Source organism: Bradyrhizobium sp. USDA 336 (assembly GCF_044908355.1).
GTDB classification, from domain to species: domain Bacteria; phylum Pseudomonadota; class Alphaproteobacteria; order Rhizobiales; family Xanthobacteraceae; genus Bradyrhizobium; species Bradyrhizobium yuanmingense.
On the sequence record NZ_JBIYDC010000002.1, the window covers coordinates 3559394 to 3581735 of the forward strand.

At 66.1% G+C, this 22342-nt stretch carries 16 protein-coding genes and 1 pseudogene; 9 read left to right on the forward strand and 8 right to left on the reverse strand.

Annotation, left to right across the window (positions count from 1 at the left end; translation table 11 throughout):
- Window positions 1–62 precede the first annotated feature (62 nt).
- The 6 genes from ABIA45_RS17670 to ABIA45_RS17695 all read left to right on the forward strand — a co-directional run bounded on the left by ABIA45_RS17670 (window position 63) and on the right by ABIA45_RS17695 (window position 6822).
- Window positions 63–938, forward strand: a complete 876-nt coding sequence (locus tag ABIA45_RS17670; protein WP_271542637.1) for a folate-binding protein YgfZ — start codon at window positions 63–65, stop codon at window positions 936–938.
- On the forward strand, window positions 935–1561 hold the full coding sequence (locus ABIA45_RS17675) for a DNA-3-methyladenine glycosylase I (protein WP_036003631.1): 627 nt from the start codon (window positions 935–937) through the stop codon (window positions 1559–1561). The genes ABIA45_RS17670 and ABIA45_RS17675 overlap by 4 nt, the downstream gene beginning before the upstream one ends.
- Complete coding sequence (locus ABIA45_RS17680; RefSeq protein ID WP_271542640.1) at window positions 1558–2172, forward strand: HD family hydrolase; 615 nt, start codon at window positions 1558–1560, stop codon at window positions 2170–2172. The genes ABIA45_RS17675 and ABIA45_RS17680 overlap by 4 nt, the downstream gene beginning before the upstream one ends.
- A gap of 129 nt (window positions 2173–2301) precedes the next feature.
- Window positions 2302–2808: a tyrosine phosphatase family protein gene (locus ABIA45_RS17685; protein WP_036038271.1), complete on the forward strand. Its 507-nt coding sequence runs from the start codon at window positions 2302–2304 to the stop codon at window positions 2806–2808.
- A 208-nt stretch (window positions 2809–3016) separates the two neighbouring features.
- The gene (locus ABIA45_RS17690) at window positions 3017–3985 is read left to right on the forward strand and encodes an NrtR DNA-binding winged helix domain-containing protein (RefSeq protein WP_404652996.1); all 969 of its coding nucleotides are present in this window, start codon (window positions 3017–3019) and stop codon (window positions 3983–3985) included.
- A 131-nt stretch (window positions 3986–4116) separates the two neighbouring features.
- Window positions 4117–6822: a DUF2339 domain-containing protein gene (locus ABIA45_RS17695; protein WP_404652997.1), complete on the forward strand. Its 2706-nt coding sequence runs from the start codon at window positions 4117–4119 to the stop codon at window positions 6820–6822.
- 70 nt (window positions 6823–6892) lie between these two features.
- Here the strand turns inward: ABIA45_RS17695 and ABIA45_RS17700 are convergent, their stop codons facing one another.
- The 6 genes from ABIA45_RS17700 to ABIA45_RS17725 all read right to left on the reverse strand — a co-directional run bounded on the left by ABIA45_RS17700 (window position 6893) and on the right by ABIA45_RS17725 (window position 14175).
- Entirely contained in the window at window positions 6893–8581 is a 1689-nt protein-coding gene (locus ABIA45_RS17700) for a methyl-accepting chemotaxis protein (protein ID WP_275508704.1), read from the reverse strand.
- Window positions 8582–8844: 263 nt separating this feature from the next.
- Window positions 8845–10581 (reverse strand): methyl-accepting chemotaxis protein, encoded by a 1737-nt coding sequence (locus ABIA45_RS17705; protein ID WP_404652998.1) that lies wholly within the window; start codon window positions 10579–10581, stop codon window positions 8845–8847.
- A 200-nt stretch (window positions 10582–10781) separates the two neighbouring features.
- Window positions 10782–11027 carry a DUF6894 family protein gene (locus tag ABIA45_RS17710; RefSeq protein ID WP_157286918.1) on the reverse strand — a complete coding sequence of 82 codons (246 nt, stop codon included), beginning with the start codon at window positions 11025–11027 and terminating at the stop codon, window positions 10782–10784.
- Between the two features lie 163 nt (window positions 11028–11190).
- Complete coding sequence (locus ABIA45_RS17715; protein ID WP_036003601.1) at window positions 11191–11778, reverse strand: hypothetical protein; 588 nt, start codon at window positions 11776–11778, stop codon at window positions 11191–11193.
- Between the two features lie 114 nt (window positions 11779–11892).
- Window positions 11893–12879 (reverse strand): MDR family oxidoreductase, encoded by a 987-nt coding sequence (locus ABIA45_RS17720; RefSeq protein WP_404653000.1) that lies wholly within the window; start codon window positions 12877–12879, stop codon window positions 11893–11895.
- 42 nt (window positions 12880–12921) lie between these two features.
- A complete protein-coding gene (locus ABIA45_RS17725; protein WP_404653001.1) occupies window positions 12922–14175 on the reverse strand; it encodes an MFS transporter in 1254 nt (417 codons plus the stop codon).
- 339 nt (window positions 14176–14514) lie between these two features.
- Between ABIA45_RS17725 and nadA the strand changes: the two are divergent.
- The 3 genes and pseudogenes from nadA (at window position 14515) to nadC (ending at window position 18122) form a co-directional block, all read left to right on the forward strand.
- Window positions 14515–15617 (forward strand): annotated as a pseudogene (gene nadA / locus ABIA45_RS17730) (quinolinate synthase NadA).
- Window positions 15618–15628: 11 nt separating this feature from the next.
- Window positions 15629–17233 (forward strand): L-aspartate oxidase, encoded by a 1605-nt coding sequence (locus ABIA45_RS17735; protein ID WP_404653003.1) that lies wholly within the window; start codon window positions 15629–15631, stop codon window positions 17231–17233.
- A 10-nt stretch (window positions 17234–17243) separates the two neighbouring features.
- A complete protein-coding gene (nadC, locus tag ABIA45_RS17740) occupies window positions 17244–18122 on the forward strand; it encodes a carboxylating nicotinate-nucleotide diphosphorylase (RefSeq protein WP_271542657.1) in 879 nt (292 codons plus the stop codon).
- Window positions 18123–18280: 158 nt separating this feature from the next.
- On the opposite strand, the gene ABIA45_RS17745 is transcribed toward nadC, so the two are convergent.
- Both ABIA45_RS17745 and ligA read right to left on the reverse strand, forming a co-directional pair.
- The gene (locus ABIA45_RS17745; RefSeq protein WP_404653005.1) at window positions 18281–19729 is read right to left on the reverse strand and encodes a cell wall hydrolase; all 1449 of its coding nucleotides are present in this window, start codon (window positions 19727–19729) and stop codon (window positions 18281–18283) included.
- Window positions 19730–20037: 308 nt separating this feature from the next.
- Window positions 20038–22191, reverse strand: a complete 2154-nt coding sequence (gene ligA, locus ABIA45_RS17750) for an NAD-dependent DNA ligase LigA (RefSeq protein WP_271542661.1) — start codon at window positions 22189–22191, stop codon at window positions 20038–20040.
- Window positions 22192–22342: the final 151 nt, after the last annotated feature.

Consider the following 22342-nt stretch of genomic DNA (forward strand, 5'->3'; position numbering starts at 1 on the left):
GTCTTGTCGTTTATGCGTTGCGGGCTTACGTTCCGGAGCAACATGTCGCAAGAGATTTTCGCATGAAATCGGCGTTTCTTCCCGACCGGGGCGTGATCAAAGTCGCGGGTGAGGATGCACGCAGCTTCCTCAATGGCCTCGTCACCACCGACCTGGACAGGCTGAAGCCTGGTCTGGGGCGATTCGGCGCATTGCTGACGCCGCAGGGCAAGATCATCGTGGATTTCCTGATCACGGAAGCGCCCGCGGGCCACGGCGGCGGGTTCCTGATCGACTGCCCGAAAGCGCTGGCGGACACCCTCGCCACCAAGCTGAAATTCTACAAGCTGCGCGCCAAGGTCACCGTGGACAAGCTCGACCTCGGCGTGCTCGCGGCGTGGGACGGCGAGCCGGCGGCGCAGCCTGACCTTGCCTTTGCCGATCCGCGGGCTGAGGGGCTCGGCTACCGCATCCTGGTCCCGGAAGATCTCAAGCAGAAACTGTCCGATCTCATTGGCGCCGAGCTGGTCGATGCAGCCGAGTACGAGGCGCACCGCATTGCGCTCGGCGTGCCGCGCGGCGGGCTCGATTTCATGTACAGCGATGCGTTCCCGCATGAGACCAACATGGATCGCCTCGCCGGCGTCGATTTCGACAAGGGCTGCTATGTCGGCCAGGAGGTCGTCTCGCGCATGCAGCATCGCGGCACCGCGCGCACGCGCAGCGTGAAGGTGCTGCTCGAAGACGCCTCGCCCGAGCCTGGCACAACCATTCTCGCCGGCGACAAGCCGGTCGGCACCATCGGCTCGACGGCCGGCGGCAAGGGCATCGCGCTGGTGCGCATCGATCGTGTCGCCGATGCACTCGATGCAGGCCAGCCGCTCACCGCTGGGGGGCTGGCTTTGACGCTGGCTGAACCAGACGTCGTTCGCATTCCAGCCAAGCAGCCCATCGCATGAGCCGCGCGGCCCGCCTGCATCCCGATGGCCTGACCCGCTGCCCCTGGCCGGGCGAAGATCCGCTTTATGTCGCCTATCACGACACCGAATGGGGCGTGCCGGAATACGACGACCGCGCGCTATACGAGAAGCTGATGCTGGACGGTTTCCAGGCCGGCCTGTCCTGGATCACGATCCTGCGCAAGCGCGACAATTTCCGCAAAGCCTTCGACGATTTCCAGCCGGAGAAGATCGCGCGCTACACGCCCAAGAAGGTTCACGCGCTGATGAACGATGCCGGCATCGTGCGCAACAAGGCCAAGATCGAAGGCGCGATCCTAAGCGCAAAGTCCTATCTCGACATCATGGAGAAGGGCCCGGGCTTCTCGAAGCTGCTGTGGGACTTCATGGACGGACGGCCGAAGGTCAACCAGTTCAAGACCACGGCAAGCGTGCCGGCCTCGACGCCGCTGTCGGTGCAGATCTCCAAGGAGCTGTCCTCGCGCGGCTTCAAATTCGTCGGCCCGACCATCGTCTACGCCTTCATGCAGGCGACCGGCATGGTCAACGACCACCTGGTCGACTGCCACTGTCATGCGACCTGCAGCAAGACCCAGCGCAAGCTGCGCCTCAAGGCCAAATGACGGCGAAGAAGGCAGCGCGCAACGAAGAGGTCCGCGCCTGGCAGCGCATGCTGTCGGGCCGGCGGCTCGATCTGCTCGATCCTTCCCCGCTCGACATCGAGATCGGCGACATCGCGCACGGCCTGGCGCGGGTGGCGCGCTGGAACGGACAGACCCTCGGAGCGCACATTTTTTCGGTCGCACAGCATACGCTGCTGGTAGAGACCGTGCTGCGCCATGAGATACCCCGCGTCGACCAGCGCGTCCGGCTCGCGGCCCTGCTGCATGATGCGCCGGAATATGTGATCGGCGACATGATCTCGCCGTTCAAGGCCGTGCTCGACGGTCATTACAAGGTCGTCGAGAAGCGGCTGCTCGGCGCCATCCATATCCGCTTCGGTTTGCCGCCGGTCTTGCCTGATGACATCACGCAGGCCATCAAGGCCGCCGATCGCGGCGCGGCCTATCTCGAGGCAACCGAGCTCGCCGGCTTCAGCGCGAGCGAAGCGCGGCGCCTGTTCGGCAAGGATCCGGGTCTCTCCGACAGCGTCCGACGCGACTATCTGACGCCCTGGACCGCGGCGCGGGCCGAGAAGCAGTTTCTGGAGCGGTTTGGCGCCGTGTTTGCGTGAGTCTTGTAAGGTGGGCAAAGGCGCTCTTGCGCCGTGCCCACCATCACTTCGCGTTTGCGACAAAAGTGGTGGGCACGCCTCGCTTTGCCCACCCAACGGCCGCGGCTATAATCAAGAAAAAGGTTCGCCATGATCCACGTCTGTTCCCTCGCCGCGCTTCCCGAAACCGTCCGCCTCACCAAGGCCAGCCACGTGCTGACCGTGATGGCCAATGTCGAGCAGGTGGCGCGTCCCGTGTCGGTGCTCCCGGCCAACCATCTCAAGGTGTCGATGGACGACATCACCGAGGAGATGGACGGCTTCGTCGCGCCGTCGGAGACGCATATCGAGCAGGTGCTCAACTTCGTGCGCGGCTGGGACCGCAGCGCCCCGCTGGTGGTGCATTGCTATGCCGGGATCAGCCGCTCCACTGCCAGTGCGTTCGCGGCCGTTTGCGCGCTTAATCCGAATCGCGACGAGATCGAGATCGCCAGGAAGATTCGCGCGGCCTCGCCGATCGCCTCGCCGAACCGGCGCATCGTCAGCCTCGCCGATCATGCGCTCGGACGTAACGGCCGCATGCTGCGCGCGCTCGACGAGATGGGCCCCGGCGCGATGATGGTGGAAGGCCGCCCCTTCGCGATCGAGCTCGAATGAGGCGCGAGTCGAATAGCAGCCGCGACGGGACTGCGCTCCCTCTCCCGCCTGCGGGAGAGGGTTGGGGAGAGGGTGTCTCCGCATTGGGACAACCCCCTAGAGGAGAAAGCCCTCAGCCGGCGCTACGCGCCGACCTCTCCCGCAAGCGGGAGAGGTTACAGCGAGCCCGCGGCGAGATCTGTTCCGCAACACCTGCGATCGTCACCGCATGAGCGACACGCTGCTGACGCCAATCGAAATCGGCCTCACCGCCGCTATCGTCGCGATCGAGAACCACGAGCCGCTGATCCTGACCGCACACGGTGCCGACGGGCTTGCCGGCCTGCCGTTCGGTCCGTTCGACGCGGTGAGCCATCGCACGTTCGAGATCGGCCTGCGCGCCTGGGTCGAGCAACAGGCGGGGCTGCGGCTCGGCTATGTCGAGCAGCTCTACACGTTCGGCGACCGCGGCCGTCATGCCGAGGCCGGCGACACCGGCGCCCATATCGTTTCGATCGGCTATCTCGCGCTGACGCGCCCGGCGGGCGGCGAGCTCGCGACAAACGCGGCGAGCTTCGCGCCCTGGTATCGCTTCTTCCCCTGGGAAGACTGGCGCGACCAGCCGCCCGCGATCATCGCCCGCGACATCATCCCTGCGCTGACCGAATGGGCCGAGGAGGAGACGCCAGAGACGATTCGCGCGCTGCCGCGGAAGGATCGCGTGCGGTTCTATTTCGGTCTCGACGGAGCGCCCTGGGACGAGGAGCGCGTGCTCGACCGCTACGAGTTGCTCTACGAGGCCGGGCTGATCGAGGAGGCCCGCCGCGATGGGCGTCCTGCGGCATTGGCGCGCAAGACGCCTCCCCCGCTCGGGACCTCGATGCGGTTCGACCACCGCCGGATTCTCGCCACGGCAATCGCGCGGCTGCGCGCAAAGCTGAAGTATCGTCCTGTGGTCTTTGAACTTTTGCCGGCTGAGTTCACACTCACAGAACTGCAGCACACGGTCGAGGCGATCTCCGGCCGGCACCTGCACAAGCAGAATTTCCGCCGCCTGGTCGAGATGGAGGCCCTGGTCGAACCGACCGGGGTGATGTCGACACAGACGGGCGGACGGCCGGCAGCGCTCTACCGCTTCCGCCGCGAGGTGCTCCAGGAGCGGCCCGCGCCGGGCTTGCGCGTACGCTCCCGGCGCTAGAGCATGATCCGGACCCGAAGGGCCGCGTTAGCGCAAAGTGCGTTGCGGTTTTCCGGTAAGATCATGCTCAAGAAATTAAGTTCCTGATATCAGTGGTATCGGCCCCTGCCCGCCGATTGCCTGGAGGCTTCATGTTCGACGGCCCGTTTGACGTCTTTGCGCTGATCATTGCGATCATCGCCTTCCTGATCGCGATCAAGGCGTCCAGCCAGGCGACCGAGTTGCGCCGCCGGATCAGTTCGCTCGAAGAGATGCTTTACGCGCAGCGGCCGGTGCAGCCGCCGCCGCTGGCGCCGGCGCAGGCCGAAGCCCCCGCGACGACTGCAGCCGCCGAGCCGACGCCGCTGGCGCCGGAAACCGAAACGACGCCGCCTCCGCTCGTCACGGAAGAGATTTCGCCGCCCCCGCTCGAGCCGAGCACGGGCGCCGCTGCGCCCCCTCCGGTGCCGGAGGCCGCACCTGGATTCGAGGAGCGGCTCGGCACCCGCTGGGTGGTGTGGATCGGCGGGCTTGCGCTCGCGCTCGGCGGCTTCTTCATGGTGCGCTATTCGATCGAGGCCGGTCTGCTCGGCCCCGGCGTGCGCGTGTTCCTCGGCGGCCTGTTCGCCGCTGCGCTGCTGGGCGCCGGCGAATGGACGCGGCGCAAAGAGAGCATTTCGAGCATCGCCGCGCTGCCGATCGCCAACATTCCCGCGATCCTCACCGCGGCCGGCACGGCGGTGGCGTTCGCCACCATCTACGCGGCGTACGCACTCTACGACTTCCTCGTGCCTGCGACAGCCTTCGTGCTGCTCGGCATCGTTGCGATGGGCACGCTGGCCGCAGCGCTCCTGCACGGCCCCGCGCTCGCCGGGCTCGGCGTCGTCGGCGCCTTCGTGACGCCGATCCTCGTCTCCTCGGGCAAGCCGGATTATTGGGCGCTCTACATCTATCTTGCGGTCGTGACGGCCGCGAGTTTCGGGCTCGCCCGCATCAGGCTATGGCGCTGGCTTGCGGTCACGACCATTGCCTTCGCGGTGCTCTGGATATTCCCGGGTCTCGATACCGAACAGGTGCAGGTCGCGCCGCACGCCTTCCATGCCATCGCCGGCTTCGTGCTCGCCGCACTGCTCGTCGTCTGCGGTTTCATGTTCGGACCCAGCATGGAGGACGGCGAGATCGAGCCGGTCTCATCGGGCGCGCTCGGCGCCTATTTGTTTGGCGCGATGCTGGTCGTGCTGTCGAGCGCGCATGCGGATCTCGCGCTGATCGCCTTCACGCTCCTCGTCGGCGGCACGCTGTTCGTCGCCTGGCGTGCACCGGCGGCGACCGGCGCGCTGGGCGCGGCCGCGGCAACCGTGTTCATCGTGTTCGCCGAATGGGCGGTGCGCGCCAATCCTGATATGCTGGTGCTGCCGGGCGGCCCGATGCCGGGCGTCGGCCCGGTCGCGACCGACAGCGCGGTGACGCTGCATCTGGTGACGGCCGCGATCTTCGCCGCCGGCTTCGGCGTCACGGGCTTTTTCGCGCAAGGCCGCTCGAACTCGGCGATCATTCCCGTGGTGTGGTCTGCGGCGGGCGTCGCAACGCCCATCGCCATCCTGGTTGCGCTCTATGCGCGCATTGCCCATCTCGACCGCTCGATCCCGTTTGCGATCCTTGCCGTGCTGCTCGCTGCGGCCTTTGGCGCTGCGACCGAAGCGCTGATGCGCCGCGAAGAGCGGCCCGGCGTTGCAACCTCGGTCGCGCTGTTCGCGACCGGTACACTCGGCGCGCTGGCGCTGGCGCTGACCTTCGCCCTGGAGAAGGGCTGGCTCACCATCGCGCTCGCGCTGATGTCGCTCGGCACCGCCTGGATCTCGTTGCAGCGGCCGATTCCGGTGCTGCGGCGGTTGGCTGCCATCTTCGCTGCGATCGTCACCGCGCGCATCGTCTATGATCCGCGCATCGTCGGCGATGCCGTCGGCACCACGCCGATCTTCAACTGGCTGTTGTGGGGCTATGGCCTGCCGGCCGCCTCGTTCTGGGGCGCGAGCATCTTCCTGCGCCGCCGCGCCGACGATGCGCCGCTGCGCGTGGTCGAGACCGCCGCCATCCTGTTCACGGCCCTGCTCGCTTTCATGGAGATCCGGCACTTCGCGACTGGCGGTCGCATGACCGCGGCCCCCTCACTGCTCGAGTTCGCGCTGCAAGTCTGTGTCACGCTCGCCATGGCAATCGGCCTGGAGCGCCTTCGGCTGCGCACCCACAGCATCGTGCACAATGTCGGCGCGGTCGTGCTGACGGCGATCGCCGGCCTCATCAGCGTGATCGGTCTCCTGATCCTGGAGAACCCGCTGCTGCTCTCCAGCGTCAATGTCGGCGGCCTCGTGTTCAATCTGCTGCTGCTTGGCTATGCGTTGCCGGCCGTGCTGATGCTGCTGCTCTCCTACGCGGTCGCAGGACACCGCAGTGTCGCATATGCAAACACGATTGCGGGTGGTGCCCTGGTGTTCGCGCTCACCTATGTGACGCTGGAGATCCGCCGTTTCTATCACGGCCCGGTCCTGCTCTACGGCGGCACCACGAGTGCCGAGCAATACACCTATTCGATCGGCTGGCTCGCCTTCGGCGTGGCGCTGCTCGGCGTCGGTATCCTGGTCAATTCGGAGCGTGCGCGGCTGGCTTCTGCCGCCGTCATCGCGCTGACGATCTTCAAGGCGTTCGCCGTCGACGTGTGGACGCTGACGGGCGTCTATCGGGCGCTCTCGTTCATGTGCCTCGGCGTCGTGCTGGTCGCGATCGGCTGGCTCTACCAGCGTATCCTGTTCCGGCGGCAGATCGCACCGCCGCCGGCCGCGCCGCAGACGGGCAGCTAGACTGGATCGTCGGGCGGGCACTCCACCTCTCCCCAGCGGGGAGAGGTCAACAACGATCGAGCGGGTGCCTCTAAGCCGCGCGGACCGATTCCAGGAACTGCGCGACCTCGACCTTCAGGCGGGTGCTGTCGGTCGCCAGCGACTTCGCCGCCGACAGCACTTCACTCGAGGCCGAGCCGGTCTCGATCGCACCGCGCTGCACGTTGGTGATGTTGGACGACACTTCCTGCGTGCCGAGCGAGGCCTGCTGAACGTTGCGCGAGATCTCCTGCGTGGCCGCGCCCTGCTCCTCGACGGCGGCGGCGATCGCCGCGGACACCTCCGACAGCCGCTCGATGGTGCCGCCGATCTCCTGGATGGCGTTGACGGATTCTTGCGTCGCCGCCTGGATGCCCGAGACCTGCGCCCCGATTTCGCCGGTCGCTTTCGCGGTCTGCTCGGCCAGTGCCTTGACTTCGGAGGCGACGACGGCAAAGCCGCGGCCGGCTTCGCCTGCGCGCGCCGCCTCGATGGTCGCGTTCAGCGCGAGCAGGTTGGTTTGGCCCGCGATGGTGTTGATGAGCTCGACGACGTCGCCGATGCGGGCGGCCGCCTGAGACAGCGCGTTGACGCGCTCGTTGGTCCGCGCCGCCTGCTCGACCGCTTCCGCCGCCATCCGCGCCGAATCCTGCACGCGGCGGCTGATTTCGGTGATGGAGGACGACAGCTCCTCGGAAGCAGAGGCCACCGCCTGGACGTTGGTGGAAGCTTCCTCCGATGCAGCCGCAACGACGGTTGCGAGCTCCTGGCCGCGCTGCGCTGTGCCGCTCAGCGTTGCCGCAGACGCCTCGAGCTCGGTCGAAGCCGACGATACGGTCTCGACGACCTCGCCGATCATGACCTCGAAATTGCGGGTGATGGCATCGACGCGGCGGCCGCGTTCGATCTTGGCCTCGGCTTCGCGCGCCGCCGCTTCGTCGGCGGCCTTCTTGGCGATCAGCGCCTCCTTGAAAATCTGGAGTGCATCCGCCATCGAGCCGATCTCGGTCTTCTCGCCGCGATGGGGCACCTCGGCTGAAAGGTCACCCTGGCCTAGCGACTGCATCGGGCGAATGATCGAGGCGATGCCGCGCGAGACGTCGCGCACGAGATAGTAAGCCGCGCCGATCGCGATCACGACGGCGGCGACGATGATGCCGACCAGCACGCGGAACACGGTGGCGTAGCTGTCGGCCGCCTGCTTGGTCTCCAGCTCGGCGCCTCGGTTGTTGAGCTCGATGCCCTTCAGCAGCAAGGGATCGGCGGCCTGAGCCATCTTCGCGACCTTGGTCTGCAGCAGCTCGTTGGCATCCGTCGGGAACCGGCCGATGCTCTTGCGCGACAGTGCCATCGTCTCCTGCACGCCGTTCAGATATTCAGCCCAGGCCTTGCTCCATTGCTCGTAGAGCGAGCGCTCCTCGGCGATCGTGATCAGCGGCTCGTAAACCTTGCGCGTCTTCTCGATGCGCTCACGCAAGCCTGCGAGCCGCTTCTCCGCGGCCTCCTTGCCTTCGGCGGTGTCCTGCATCAGGTGCAGGCGCAGCGCGACGCGGAGCTCGTTGATGTCGGCGCGCATCGAGCCGAGGGCTCGCACGCTCGGCAACCAGCTCTCCGCGATCTCGACGGTGTGGGCGTTGATGTTCTGCATCGTGCCGATCGCCATCACGCCGACACCGGCGAGCGAGAGCACGAGAACCGACAGCACAGTCAGCAGCTTGAAGACGATCGACAACTTCGACATCACGACAATCCCGATGATTACCCGGCAACGCGCACATCACCTGCGCCGCAGACGTCACAACGGACGACCCGGGCGAAGGTCAGTTCAACAATGCTGGCTGGTTCTTTTCCCGAAGGATTGCGCGCATAATCGCAAACAGGCGTTAACAGGAGGCTACGTAAAAATACGGCTCGTGCGCAGCGATCGTGGTTTCGCTGCAACTCTTTGTTGCAGCCGCACCGGCATCTCCCGTTACGATGCGGACGCTCGCGAAAAGGCACGTGTCAGGCCGCGCGCACGGTATCGAGGAACTTTCCGACTTCGAGCTTCAGCCGGTTGCTGTCGCCGGACAGCGATTGCGCGGCCCCCAACACCTGCGAGGATGCCGAACCGGTCTCGCTCGCGCCGCGCTGCACGTCGGTGATGTTGGACGATACCTGATGGGTGCCCGTCGCCGCCTGCTGCACGTTGCGGGAGATCTCCTGCGTTGCGGCGCCCTGCTCTTCCACCGCGGCTGCGATGGTCGAGGAGATCTCCGACAGCTTCTCGATGGTGTGGCTGATGTCCTTGATCGCGCCGACCGAATGCTCGGTGGCGGTCTGGATGCTGGCGATCTGCTGGCCGATCTCGCCGGTCGCCTTCGCCGTCTGCTCGGCAAGCGCCTTGACCTCCGAAGCGACGACGGCAAAGCCGCGGCCTGCCTCGCCGGCGCGCGCGGCCTCGATGGTTGCATTGAGCGCCAGGAGGTTGGTCTGGCCGGCGATGGTGTTGATCAGCTCGACCACGTCGCCGATCCGCGCCGCAGCAGCGGAGAGCTCCCCGACGCGATCGGTCGTGGTGCGAGCCTGGTTCACCGCATCGCCGGCGACGCGGGCGGATTCCTGCACCTGCCGGCTGATCTCGGTGATCGACGACGACAGCTCTTCGGTCGCCGACGCGACCGACTGCACGTTGGTGGACGCTTCCTCGGAAGCGGCAGCAACCATGGTCGTGAGCTCCTGGCCGCGCGCCGCGGTCGCGGTCAGCGTCGAGGCGGAAGCTTCCAGCTCGGTCGCGGCCGAGGACACGGTATCGACGATCTCACCGATCGCGGCTTCGAAGCTGTCAGCCAGCTTGTGCATCTCGGCCTTGCGCTGCGCGGCCGCAATCTGGTCCTGCCTGATCTTGGCTTCGGCGTCCTCGCGCGCCTTCTGCTCCGACACGACCTTGAACTTTTCAACGGCCGCCGCGACGCCGCCGACCTCGTCCTTGCGGCCGAGACCGGGCAGAACCACGGAGAAATCGCCGCCGGCGAGCTTGTCCATAGCGACCGTGAGTGCACGGATCGGCCGCCCGATGGTCAGGAACGACATCAGCCAGGAGCCGACGAGGACGAGCATGGCGAGTGCGCCGACCAGGATCGCAAGCTGCTCGCTCGATCTCATTTGTGCCGCGGCCGCGGCATTCTTTTCCTCGGATTTGTGCCTTGCGTAGTCGGCGATCTGGCCGATCAGCACGTCGAGCTCGCCGGCAATCGGCAGGGTCACCTCGCGCGCGATGCGAACGACGTCTTCATTGAGCTTCGCAGCGCGGGCCGCTCCGTCTGCACCGCTGGCGGCCAGGGCTTCGCCGCGCACGCCGGCGATCTGCTGCGCGGCCTTTTCGTAATTCGCAGCTAGCGATCTCAGTTTCTCCATCCGAGCGCGGTTCTCCACCTCGTGAGAAAGCTTCAGCATTCCATCGACCAGCGCATTCGTCGATTTTTGCTGGTCGCCCAGGTTCTGGACGGCCTTCTGAATGTCAGCCTGGCTATTGGCAAGGCGAAGGTCTCGTACCGCGAGCTGCATGCCGCGAACCGCAGCCTCGGCCTTGACTGCGTCGCGCGCGATCTGCTGCTGCGCAAGCGCGCTCTGGCTGCTCTCGCGAATGCCCGCATTGCCGAGCATCTGGCTTGCAATCATGGCCCCAACCAGGAGCACACCGAGTGCCGACGCAATCGCCAGCTTGGTCCCGATCCTCAGATTCTGAACTAGGCTCAACATGGGCATGCTTCCCCCCGAAGGAACGCGCAGCCGAGTCATTGTCGGCTTCCCTGACTGCGCCATTGCCCAAAAAGTGAGCTTCTCACATTCCGATTTGGTTAACGAAATCCCTCGCAGAAATACTGACTTTGCACGCTAAATGATTGAGCGCGAAAGGAAATGATCCCGTCATAGTTGTAAATTGCAGCTTCAAGTCGGAGCTAGGACGCTTTACATCCGATGGCCTCGCCGACGAGGCTGATTCGAAAGACCGGCTGCTTGTCCTCGTCGAGCAGCTCCATGCACCATTCGGCGTTCGGCTTCAGGCTGCGCGCGATACCGCTGAGCAGATTGGCGCACACCTCGGTCATCTCGGTCCAGGCGGCTGCGCGATCCTCGAACTCGTACGGCAGGTCGGCGGCGCCGGAATAACGGCCGGTGCTGATGCGGAAGAAATAGAGCGACATCGTTGAACCTTTGCGTGGGACCGCCCCCCGGCCGCGCGCAAACTGCGGCCCGAACAGCTACCAAGGCATGAAAGCCGCCGTCCGTATGACTACGGCGCGGGCGGCTTGGTGTTCGATGATGCCTTCGACGATCAATGGCGCGGGTTGTCCCGTGCAGGCGAGCTCACTGCGTGGAGCGGCGCAGCTCCAGCGGTCCCTCGTTCTTCGCCGGCTCGGACTTCACCGGCTCGAGCCGGCTGCCCTCGACACGCGGCGTCTCGACGCGCGCGGCTACCTCGGTGTTCGATGCGGCAACCGTGCCGGTGTGCTCCGGCTTGTGCAGCGAGCGCGGCCGCGCCGCAGCGCGCGCCATCAGCATTTGGTTGCCGCCCTGGTGACGGAAGTCGCAATAGGCGAAGCCCATGCCCGACACCGAACCGCGGAAGCTGCGATCGTCGGTCTTTTCGAGGTTGAAACAGGGCTCGAACGGAATGCCCTTGATCGAGGCGCAAACGTTCTGGCCGCGAATCTGGAGCGTATTGCCGGGAAGTCGGAGGTGCTTGACCGGGCCCGAGCCCGAGAATTGCACCGCACCGGCGGCGCCGAGATCGTCGAGGATGCGGCCTGCACCGCGGGTGCCGTCGAAACAGGTGAAGGCGAACACCTTGCCGGCCACGAAGCGGCGCGCCTCGTCGGCGTTCATGCTTCCAGCGATGGCCGGCGCAAACGTCGCTGCCGCCGTGACAGCCCCCAACACAATACGCGCAAGCATGCTCAACTCCGAACCAACCCCCGCAGCGGGCGATGCCTTTATCTCTTTACCCGCTGCTTACCATACGAACCATGGCGAGATTGAAGCAGCTTGGTTGGTAAAGTCTGAACGCCGTCAGACAATTTTTACCACGACGCGGCCGCGAACCTGGCCGGCGAGGATCTTCGCGCCCCAGCCCTGAACCTCGTCGAGCGAAATTTCCTCAGTGATTTCAGCCAGTTTTGTCCGGTCCAGGTCGGAGGCCAAACGCTGCCAGGCCGCTTTCCTGGGCTCAATCGGGCACATCACGGAATCGATGCCGAGAAGGCACACTCCGCGCAAAATAAACGGCGCCACCGAGGACGGCAGGTCCATGCCTGCGGCGAGGCCGCAGGCCGCGATCGCGCCGCCATATTTCGTCATCGAGAGCAGGTTCGCGAGGGTGGTCGAGCCGACGCTGTCGACACCGCCGGCCCAGCGCTCCTTGGCGAGGGGTTTTGCCGGCGCCGACAATTCGTTGCGGTCGATGATCTCGGCAGCCCCCAGTTGCTTCAGGTAGTCGGCCTCGGAGGCCCGCCCGGTCGAAGCGATGACGTGGTAGCCGAGCTTCGAGAGCACGGCGATCGCGACCGAGCCGACGCCGCCGGCAGCGCCCGTCACCACGACCGGGCCGCTCTTCGGCGAGATGCCATGCTTCTCCAGCGCCAGCACCGAGAGCATCGCGGTGAAGCCGGCGGTGCCGATCGCCATGGCGTCGCGCGCCGATAGCCCTTGCGGAAGAGCGACCAGCCAGTCGCCCTTCACCCGCGCCTTCTCGGCATAGGCGCCGAGATGGGTCTCGCCCATGCCCCAGCCGGTGCAAACGACCTTGTCGCCCGCCTTCCACTGCGGATGCGAGGAGGCTTCGACCGTGCCGGCAAAATCGATGCCGGCGATCATCGGGAAGCGACGCACCACCGGCGCCTTGCCGGTGAGCGCAAGGCCGTCCTTGTAGTTCAGCGTCGACCATTCGACGCGGACGGTGACATCGCCCTCCATCAGCTCGGCTTCGTCGAACTGCGCGAGCTGCGCGGTGGTGCCCTTGTCCGCCTTGTCGATCCCGATCGCCTTGAATGTGGCCACGACTGAACTCCCTGACTTTGTTTGTCGGGGATGTTTAGCCGATCAGGCAGGCTGCGCAACCGCCCGCTGAACGGGTTTCTCCACGATCGGAAGATTGATCAGCGCCGAGAGCACGCCGAACAGGATCGAGAGCCACCAGATCGGCGTGTAGGACCCGAACTTTTCGAACACGATGCCCCCGAGCCAGACGCCGAGGAAGCCGCCGACCTGATGGCTGACGAAGGCAAAGCCGTAGAGCGTCGCGAGCCAGCGCGTTCCGAACATCAGCGCCACCAGCGCCGAGGTCGGCGGCACCGTCGACAGCCAGGTCAAGCCGGAGATCGCGCCGAACGCGATCGCCGAGAACGGCGTGATCGGGAACGAGATGAAGGCGAGGATTGCCAGCGCGCGCGTGAAGTAGATGGCCGAGAGGATGTAGCGTTTGGGAAGATAGTTCTGGAGATACCCCACGCTCAGCGATCCGATGATGTTGAACAGGCCGATCGCCGCGATCACCCAGCCGCCGGTTTGTGCGGTGATACCGCGATCGACCAGGAACGCCGGCAGATGCACGGTGATGAAGGCGAGCTGAAAGCCACAGGTGAAGAAGCCGAGCACCAGGAGCACGTAGGAGCGATGACCGAAGGCTTCGGCAAGCGCCGTGGTGATGGTCTGGTCATCCGCGGGCGTTGCGCTGTTCACGCTTGTCACCGGCGGCGTCGAGAGCGCCAGCGACAGCGGGATGATCAGCAGCATCAGGAAGCCGAATACGGAGAGCGCCTGCTGCCAGCCGAAATTGTCGATCAAGGCGACACCGATCGGTGCGAACAGGAACTGTCCGAACGAACCCGCCGCCGTGCCGGCGCCGAGCGCGATGCCGCGCTTCTCCGCGGGCAAGAGCTTGGTGAAGGCCGACAGAACCAGATTGAACGAACAGCCGGCGAGGCCAAAGCCGATCATCACCCCGGCGCCGATGTTGAGCGACAGCGGCGTCGAGGAATAGCGCATCAACAGCAGCCCGCCGGCATAGAGCAGCGCGCCGACGCACATCACCCGGAACAGGCCGAAGCGATCCGCGACCGCACCGGCGAACGGCTGGCCCAGTCCCCACAACAGATTCTGCACGGCGATGGCGAGGCCGAACACGTCACGGCCCCAGCTGAATTCGTGACTCATCGGCTGCACGAAGAAGCCGAGCGCCGAGCGCGGACCGAAGCCGAGCATGCCGATGGCACAACCGCAGAGGATGATGACGGCCGGGGTACGCCAGTTGGAGGAACGCGAGGCCGGTGCGAGCTCGCCGATCTGTGTCGACATGGGTGTCCTCGTCTGTCCTTGGCGGAGCCGCAAATCAGCAGCCGCGGGACAGCCCATTTAATGCATATGCATGAAAATCCCAAGGCAAAAACGATTGCATTCCACGAAGAGCTGAAGCGGGAGCATTGCGTTTCAATCCGACCTCGCCTGACAGGTGCGCGGTGACGGGAATGTGTACGGCAGGCCCTAGCGATACTCGCCCGTGCGTGCTACGTTTGATCTACTCATATTGAGCATATATGGCTTTCTGCCCGGCCTGCTCGGCCGGCTTTCTCGGGCCCTATATATTCTCAAACTGAGCATAATGGCACACCTAATGGCCACACTTGGGAGGCTTCAATGCCGATCACTGGAATGTACGGTCCCGACGACTTTGCCAATCGGCCGCAAGGCCAGCCGATCACCTTCCCCCGCGCCGCGCCTCCGGGACCGACATGGCCGATGCCCTCCCTGGAATGGACCGCCGGCGGTCGAACGCGCCACTGCGCCGCTCTATGACCGCGTCAAGCACGTGATCCCGTCGATCGAATGGCCGCTGATGGCGCCGACGATTCATGCGATCAACGAGCTCAAGCGCGCGCGGGGCGCGGTCATCCTCGCCCACAACTACCAGACCCCGGAGATCTTCCACTGCGTCGCCGATATCGGCGGCGACTCGCTCCAGCTCGCGGTCGAAGCCACCAAGGTGAAGTCCGGCATCATCGTCCAATGCGGCGTGCACTTCATGGCGGAAACTTCGAAGCTGCTCAATCCGGACAAGACCGTCTTGATTCCCGATTCGCGTGCGGGCTGCTCGCTCGCCGCCAGCATCACCGGTGCGGACGTGCGGCTGCTGCGGGAGAGATTCCCCGGCGTGCCTGTCGTCGCCTACGTCAACACCTCGGCGGAGGTGAAGGCCGAGGTCGACATCTGCTGCACGTCCTCGAACGCGGTGCAGGTGGTCGAGAGCCTGAACGCCCCGAACCGTGATCTTCCTGCCCGACCGATATCTCGCCACTTACGTGGCGACGAAGACCGACGTGAAGATCATCGCCTGGAAAGGCGCCTGCGAGGTGCATGAGCGCTTCACGGGCGAAGAGCTGCGGAGCATTCGCGAGGCCGATCCGTCCGTGCAGATCATCGCGCATCCGGAATGCCCGCCGGACGTGCTGGCGGAAGCCGACTTCACCGGTTCGACCGCGCACATGATCAACTGGGTACGCGCGAAGCGGCCGCGGCGGCTCGTCATGATCACGGAATGCTCGATGGCCGACAATGTCCGGGCCGAGCTGCCCGACGTGGAGATGCTTCGCCCCTGCAATCTCTGCCCGCACATGAAGCGCATCACGCTCGCCAACATCCTGGAAAGCCTGCTGACGCTTCGCGAGGAGGTGACGATCGACCCCGCGCTCGCGGAACGCGCGCGGCGCTCGGTCCAACGCATGATCAATCTGAGCAATTGAGGGCGAACAACATGCAATACGATATCCACGACCCCGCCAGCACCGACGACGTCGTCATCGTTGGCGGCGGTCTTGCCGGACTGTTCTGCGCGCTGAAGCTTGCACCGCGGCCGGTGACCTTGATCTCGGCGGCACCGCTTGGGCACGGCGCATCCTCCGCGTGGGCGCAAGGCGGCATCGCCGCGGCAGTTGCCGAAGGCGATACGCCGGAGACACACGCTGCCGATACCGTCGCGGTCGGCGGCGGCCTCGTCGATGCAGCCGTCGCGCTCGGGATCGCGCGCGAAGCGGCGCCGCGCATTCACGATCTTCTCGCCCTTGGCGTTCCGTTCGACCGCGATCTCGACGGCAGGCTTGCCGTCGGACGCGAAGCTGCGCATTCGGCGCGACGCATCGTGCATGTGCGCGGCGACGGCGCCGGTGCCGCGATCATCGCGGCCTTGAGCGAGGCCGTGCGCCGCACGCCCTCGATCCGGCTGATGGAAGGCTTCGTCGCCGAAGCACTGCTGACCGAGGACGGCGCAGTCACCGGGCTTCAATTGCGCGAGGCCGGCAATCCCGCGGCACGGCCGCTCGTGCTCGCCTCGCGTGCGGTCGTGCTTGCGACCGGTGGGCTCGGCCATCTCTACGCCGTCACCACCAATCCGTCGGAAGCGAGCGGCTCGGGCCTTGCGATCGCCGCCCGCGCCGGTGCCGTGATTGCCGATCCTGAATTCGTGCAGTTCCACCCGACCGCCATCATGGTCGGCCGCGACCCGGCGCCGCTCGCCACCGAAGCGCTGCGCGGCGAAGGGGCAACGCTGATCAATGGCAACGGCGAGCGCTTCATGAGCGCCCGCCACCCGCTCGCCGAGCTCGCGCCCCGCGACATCGTGGCCCGCGGCGTGTTCGCCGAGATCGCGGCCGGGCGCGGCGCCTTCCTCGATGCGCGCCAGGCGCTGGGCGCGCGCTTTGCGACGAGGTTTCCGACCGTGCATGCGAGCTGCATCGCCGCCGGCATCGATCCCGCGGCGCAGCCGATTCCGATCGCGCCGGCCGCGCATTACCACATGGGCGGCATCGCGGTGGACGCGCGCGGTCGCAGCTCGATCGACGGTCTCTGGGCCGCCGGAGAAGTCTCCTCCACGGGCGCGCACGGCGCCAACCGGCTTGCCTCGAATTCCCTGCTCGAAGCCGTCGTCTATGCCGCCCGCATTGCCGACGACATCGCCGGCCGCACCGTGCCCCCGCCGGCACGCCTTCCCGACTCTTTGGTGAGGTCGCGCGCCGGCACGCCGGACGCCGCAGAAGTGAAGCGGCTGCGCGCGACGATGAGCGCACATGTCGGCGTGATCCGCGACGATGGCGGGCTTGCACAAGCCGTGCGCCATTTCGCAAGGCTCGAGCGCGAGGCCGGACGCGGCGTCCTCGGCAACATGGCGATTTCGGCCCTGCTCGTCGCCGCTGCGGCCTGGACCCGGCGCGAGAGCCGCGGTGCGCATTACCGTTCCGATCACCCGGCCGAAAACCCAGCGCTGGCGCAGAGAACGATGACCACGCTCGCCGCGGCGCGCGAGGTCGCGGAGAGCCTCGACGAGCACCCGCGGCCACGCCTTGCGCAATCCATGATCGCCTGAAGGAGGCCCCATGATCACCCCGACCTCACTGCTCTATCCCGATGCCTTCCTCTCGCCGCTCGCGATCGAGGCGGCCGCCAGTCGCGCGCTCGACGAGGACCTGGGGCGCGCCGGCGACGTCACCTCGCTGGCGACGATCCCGGAGGCGACGCGCGCGCAAGCCATCCTTGTCGCGCGCCAGTCCGGGGTGATCGCCGGATTGCCGCTGGCGCTCGCGACCTTGCAGAAGCTGTCGCCCGAGATCGAGGTGCGCGCACATGTTCGCGATGCCGCGCGGGTTGCGCGAGGCCAGCACGTGCTCACGATCTCGGGTCCTGGGCGCGCCATCCTCACGGCGGAGCGCACCGCGCTGAACTTCGTCGGCCGGCTGTCGGGCATCGCCACGCTCACGGCGGACTATGTCGCCCGCGCCGAAGGCACCAGGATGCGCATCTGCTGCACGCGAAAAACCACGCCGGGACTGCGCGCGCTGGAGAAATACGCCGTGCGCTGCGGCGGCGGCTTCAACCATCGCTTCGGGCTCGACGATGCGATCCTGATCAAGGACAACCACATCGCGGTCGCCGGCGGCATCCGCCCGGTGCTGGAGCGCGCCCGCGCCCATGCCGGCCATCTCGTCAAGATCGAGATCGAGGTCGACACGCTGGCGCAGCTACGCGAGGTGCTCGAGAGCGGAATGGCCGATGCGGTGCTGCTCGATAATATGGATCTTGCGACGCTGCGCGAGGCGGTGAGGCTCAACGCGGGCCGCCTCGCGCTGGAGGCGTCCGGCGGCGTCACACTGGACTCGATCGCCGCCATTGCGGCCACCGGCGTCGACTATGCGTCGGCCGGCGCCCTGACGCATTCTGCGCCGAATTTCGACTGTGCACTGGATATCGAGGCGTAGGGAGCTCTTCTCCCTCTCCCCGTTCTTACGGGGAGAGGGTTGGGGTGAGGGGCCTCTCTCCGCACATGCGACCAGTCGAGAGTCCTGTACCCCCTCACCCGAATTCGAGCTTCGCTCGAATTCGACCTCTCCCCGCAAGCGGGGCGAGGTTGAGAAAGCTACCGCCGCTCGCCCAACTCCGCGGAGCTCTTGGCTTCCTGCGCGAGCTCGGCCGACAGCGCAGCGGTCTGCGCCGGCGTGCCCCAGCTCGGCAGCTCGCTGCCGTCGCCCCAGTTGCGCGGCCGATAGAAGGTGTGCACGCCGGTCTTGTACAGCTTCTTCATCTCGGCGACCCAGGACGGGCGGACCCAGTAGGCATGGTAGTGCGTGGACTTGCCGACCTCGGGCAGCCAGATCTGGCCGTCGAGCATCGCCTTGGAGATCTTCTTGGCGCGCTCCCACATTTCGGGCTCGCGGATCACGTCCGGATTGTTGTCGCAGGCGAAGGTGAACTGGCAGGCCAGATGCCGGTGCTTGTTCTGGTAGACCGCGCCGCACACGGTGTCGGGATATTTGCCGGAGAAGACGCGGTTCATCACAACTTGCGCCACCGCAATCTGGCCGCGCACGGCTTCGCCGCGTGCTTCGAAATAGACGGCTTCGGCAAGACACTTCTCGGACTTGGCGCGCGACTTGTCGTCGAGCGCGAGCCGCTCCGCCGGCGACTTGCCGCGCTGGTTGTCGGCGTTGACCTCGCCCTTCGGCGCGACGCTCTCGCCGCTCTCGATGTCCTTGGCGATCTCCGCCGTCGGCGGGGTCAGCGAGGCCGTCACCTTCATGTCGGGGTCGGGCATCACGATCAGCGGCTCGGCGCCGGGCTGCCAGCTCTCGATGGTCTCGAGATTGCCGCCCAGCGAGGAGCTGCCGAAGAACAGGCTCGATGTCTTGACGCTGAAAGGATCGCGCGCGGGAGCAGCCGGCGCCGTGGCGCGCTTCAGCGCTTCCAGCGGCTGCACCGCGAACGCGCGCGCAGCCTCGCTCGCCTGCGGCGGATTGGAATATTGCGGCAGCGGCGGCGCGCGCATCGCCTCCTGCAGCTCGGGATCGAGCGGGGCCGCGGATTCCGGCGACATCGCCGGCGGCAATGCGGCGGTCTTGGCGCCGAACACCGAGCTGTTCGAGGTCGCGGGATCTTCCTTGGCCGGTGCTGCAGCCGGCGCGGCCGTCTCAGGCGACTGCGTCGGCGCGACGATTGCGAGGCGATCGCCCTTCAGGGCGCGATCGACCTTGGGAAAGTCGGATGCGTGGTAGCGCGGCGGTGCCTGAAGCGCCGGATTGCGGCGGATTGCGCCGGTGACGTCGCCGCCGTCGAGGCTCGCGAGCCGAACCATCGCGCTCTGCGGAACCGAGGTGCCGATGGGCCGGGAAAAACTGTAGGTGGCGAGCTGGATCGAGGACGCAGCGGAGAACACCTGCTTCTGCCACCGCTCGGCGACGCCGGGTTGGCGCGCCAGCAGCGAGGCAATGTCCTGATAGCCGGTCTCTCTCGGCATCAATGCGAAGATGCAGAGACCGATGCCGAAGGACGCGAACCGCGCGCCCTTCGGATGGTTACGCAACACAGACATCGATACGCTCACGCTACGCTTACGCTCGTTTGATCGAACTCAGTACATCCGTGCAATTCGACCTTTATTGTGAGTATCCAATTTAGGTTGCCGGGGCGTTAATCGGCGTTGCGCAGGCGGCACACTCAAGCGAATGCAGGTGTTTTCACGGGGCGACGTCGCGCATTGGTAAATGCGGCCTCACGTGAAGCGGTAAACATCGGGTCAACGCGAATGGTGAAGGAACTCTTGCGTCCGCGTACGATCACGGGAAGCTGTTGGGGGAGCGCCTGTGCGATGACGAGGGTTGCGAGGGGCCAACGCGCCCCTCACTCGGCGATCAGCTTCAACCACTCGTCTTCAGTCAGCACCTTGACGCCGTGCTTGTTGGCGTCCGCGAGCTTCGAGCCGGCGCCGGGGCCCGCGACGACGAGATCGGTCTTTTTCGAAACCGAGCCCGACACCTTGGCCCCGAGCCGCTCGGCCGTCGCCTTGGCTTCATCCCGTGTCATCTTCTCCAGCGAGCCCGTGAACACCACGGTCTTGCCGGCGACGGCCGAATTGCTCTTCGGCTTCTCGGCGTCGACGATCTCGACTTCCCTGGTCAGGCGTTCGACGATGCCGCGGTTGTGGCTCTCGCCGAAATAATCGGCGATGCTCTTGATCACGGTGTCGCCGATCTGGTCGAGCGCGTCCATGTCCGCGATCGCCTCCTCGTCGCCCTTGGCAACCTTGAGGCAGGCATCATGGAAGGCGTCCCACGAGCCGTAGCCGCGCGCCAGCGCCAGCGCCGTGGTCTCACCGACATGGCGCATGCCGAGCGCGAAGATGAAGCGCTCCAGCGCGATCTTGCGGCGGCTCTCGATGGCGCCGAACAGGTTGCGCACCGAGGTCGCGCCGTAGCCTTCGATCTCCTCGAGCTTGAGTTTCGCGTTGCGCTTCTCCAGCGTGAAGATGTCGGCGGGCTCCTTCACCCAGCCCTCGTCGAAGAAATACTGGAGCTGCTTTTCGCCGAGACCGTCGATGTCGAAGGCCCGCCGCGACACGAACAGCTTCAGATGCTCGATCTTCTGATAGGGACAGGCGAACTCGCCGGTGCAGCGGGCACGCGAGCCCTCCTCGCCCGTCGCCGTCTCCTCGCGCACGACGTCGGTGTGCAGCGGACACGGACACTTCTTCGGGAAGTGGAATTCCCTGGCGGTCTTCGGCCGCTTGTCGAGGACGACGTCGACCACCTGGGGGATGACGTCGCCGGCACGCTGGATCACCACTGTGTCGCCGATCCTGATGTCGCGCCCCTCGCGAAGCACCTCGCCCTTGTTGCCGATGCCCCTGATGTAGTCCTCATTGTGCAGCGTGACGTTCTGCACGATCACGCCGCCGACGCCGACCGGCTCGAGCTTGCCGACCGGCGTGAACGAGCCGGTGCGGCCGACCTGGATCTCGATGTCGCGCAGCACCGTCATGGCGCGCTCGGCCGGGAATTTGTGCGCGATACCCCAGCGCGGCGTGCGCGAGACGAAGCCGAGCCGCTCCTGCCAGTCGATGCGGTCGATCTTGTAGACGACGCCGTCGATGTCGTAGTCGAGCCGCGCGCGCTGCTCCTCGATCGCATGATGAAAGGCGAGCAGTTCCTCGACCGAGTGACAGAGCTTGGTGAGCGGATTGGTCTTGAAGCCGCAGCGCTCGAACCAGCCGATCATGCCGCTCTGCGTGTCTTCCGGCATCGCGCTCATCTGCCCCCAGGCATAGGCGAAGAAGCCGAGGGGACGGGAGGCGGTGATGGTCGGGTCCTTCTGGCGGAGCGAGCCGGCGGCCGAATTGCGCGGATTGGCGAAGATGGTATCGCCTGCCGCCTTCTGCCGTTCGTTGAGCGCCAGGAACGCCTTCTTGGTCATGTAGACTTCGCCGCGCACCTCGCAGATGTCGGGGATGTTGCGGCCCTTCAGCTTCTGCGGCACGTCTTCGAGCGTGCGGATGTTGGCGGTGACGTCCTCGCCGACAGCGCCGTCGCCGCGCGTCGCGGCGGTGACGAGCTCGCCGCCCTCATAGCGCAGCGACATCGAGAGACCGTCGATCTTCGGCTCGGCGGAGAAGTCGATCTTGTCGTCGTCGAGCTTCAGGAAACGCACGATGCGGCCGACGAAGTCGCGCACGTCCTCCTCCGCAAAGGCGTTGTCGAGCGACAGCATGGGCACGGCATGCGGGACTTTCCTGAAGCGCCCTGACGGCGCGGCGCCGACCTTCTGCGAGGGCGAGTCCGCGGTGACGAACTCGGGAAAACGCGCCTCGATCGCGTTGAGGCGCTGGCGCAGCGCGTCGTATTCGGCGTCGGAGACGGTGGGCGCGTCCTCCTGATAGTAGCGCTCGTTGTGCCCCTCGATATCGAGCGCGAGCCGCTTATGCTCGACCTTGGCCTGCGCCTTGGTGAGCTCGGCGACGTCGCGTAGCGGTGTTGCTTTGGATTTTGCTGCTCTGGCCATGGCGCTTGGATACGACGGAGCGGGCGGGAGGGTAAAGGCTTGTGGAAATCTCGTGCCCCGGACGCAGCGCTCCTTCAGCGGTGCGCTGCAGAGCCGGGGCCCATGTCGCGGCCGGCATTCTGGGTCCCGGCTCGCGCTCCGCGCGTCCGGG

Excerpts from the sequence above, each read along its gene's own strand:
- ABIA45_RS17685 (WP_036038271.1), top strand. The coding sequence starts at position 2,302 with ATGATCCACGTCTGTTCCCTCGCCGCGCTTCCCGAAACCGTCCGCCTC.
- ABIA45_RS17690 (WP_404652996.1), top strand. The coding sequence starts at position 3,017 with ATGAGCGACACGCTGCTGACGCCAATCGAAATCGGCCTCACCGCCGCT.
- ABIA45_RS17745 (WP_404653005.1), bottom strand. The coding sequence starts at position 19,729 with ATGTCTGTGTTGCGTAACCATCCGAAGGGCGCGCGGTTCGCGTCCTTC.
- ABIA45_RS17695 (WP_404652997.1), top strand. The coding sequence starts at position 4,117 with ATGTTCGACGGCCCGTTTGACGTCTTTGCGCTGATCATTGCGATCATC.
- ABIA45_RS17700 (WP_275508704.1), bottom strand. The coding sequence starts at position 8,581 with ATGTCGAAGTTGTCGATCGTCTTCAAGCTGCTGACTGTGCTGTCGGTT.
- ABIA45_RS17715 (WP_036003601.1), bottom strand. The coding sequence starts at position 11,778 with ATGCTTGCGCGTATTGTGTTGGGGGCTGTCACGGCGGCAGCGACGTTT.
- ABIA45_RS17675 (WP_036003631.1), top strand. The coding sequence starts at position 935 with ATGAGCCGCGCGGCCCGCCTGCATCCCGATGGCCTGACCCGCTGCCCC.
- ABIA45_RS17680 (WP_271542640.1), top strand. The coding sequence starts at position 1,558 with ATGACGGCGAAGAAGGCAGCGCGCAACGAAGAGGTCCGCGCCTGGCAG.
- ABIA45_RS17735 (WP_404653003.1), top strand. The coding sequence starts at position 15,629 with ATGCAATACGATATCCACGACCCCGCCAGCACCGACGACGTCGTCATC.
- ligA (WP_271542661.1), bottom strand. The coding sequence starts at position 22,191 with ATGGCCAGAGCAGCAAAATCCAAAGCAACACCGCTACGCGACGTCGCC.
- ABIA45_RS17670 (WP_271542637.1), top strand. The coding sequence starts at position 63 with ATGAAATCGGCGTTTCTTCCCGACCGGGGCGTGATCAAAGTCGCGGGT.
- nadC (WP_271542657.1), top strand. The coding sequence starts at position 17,244 with ATGATCACCCCGACCTCACTGCTCTATCCCGATGCCTTCCTCTCGCCG.
- ABIA45_RS17725 (WP_404653001.1), bottom strand. The coding sequence starts at position 14,175 with ATGTCGACACAGATCGGCGAGCTCGCACCGGCCTCGCGTTCCTCCAAC.
- ABIA45_RS17705 (WP_404652998.1), bottom strand. The coding sequence starts at position 10,581 with ATGTTGAGCCTAGTTCAGAATCTGAGGATCGGGACCAAGCTGGCGATT.
- ABIA45_RS17710 (WP_157286918.1), bottom strand. The coding sequence starts at position 11,027 with ATGTCGCTCTATTTCTTCCGCATCAGCACCGGCCGTTATTCCGGCGCC.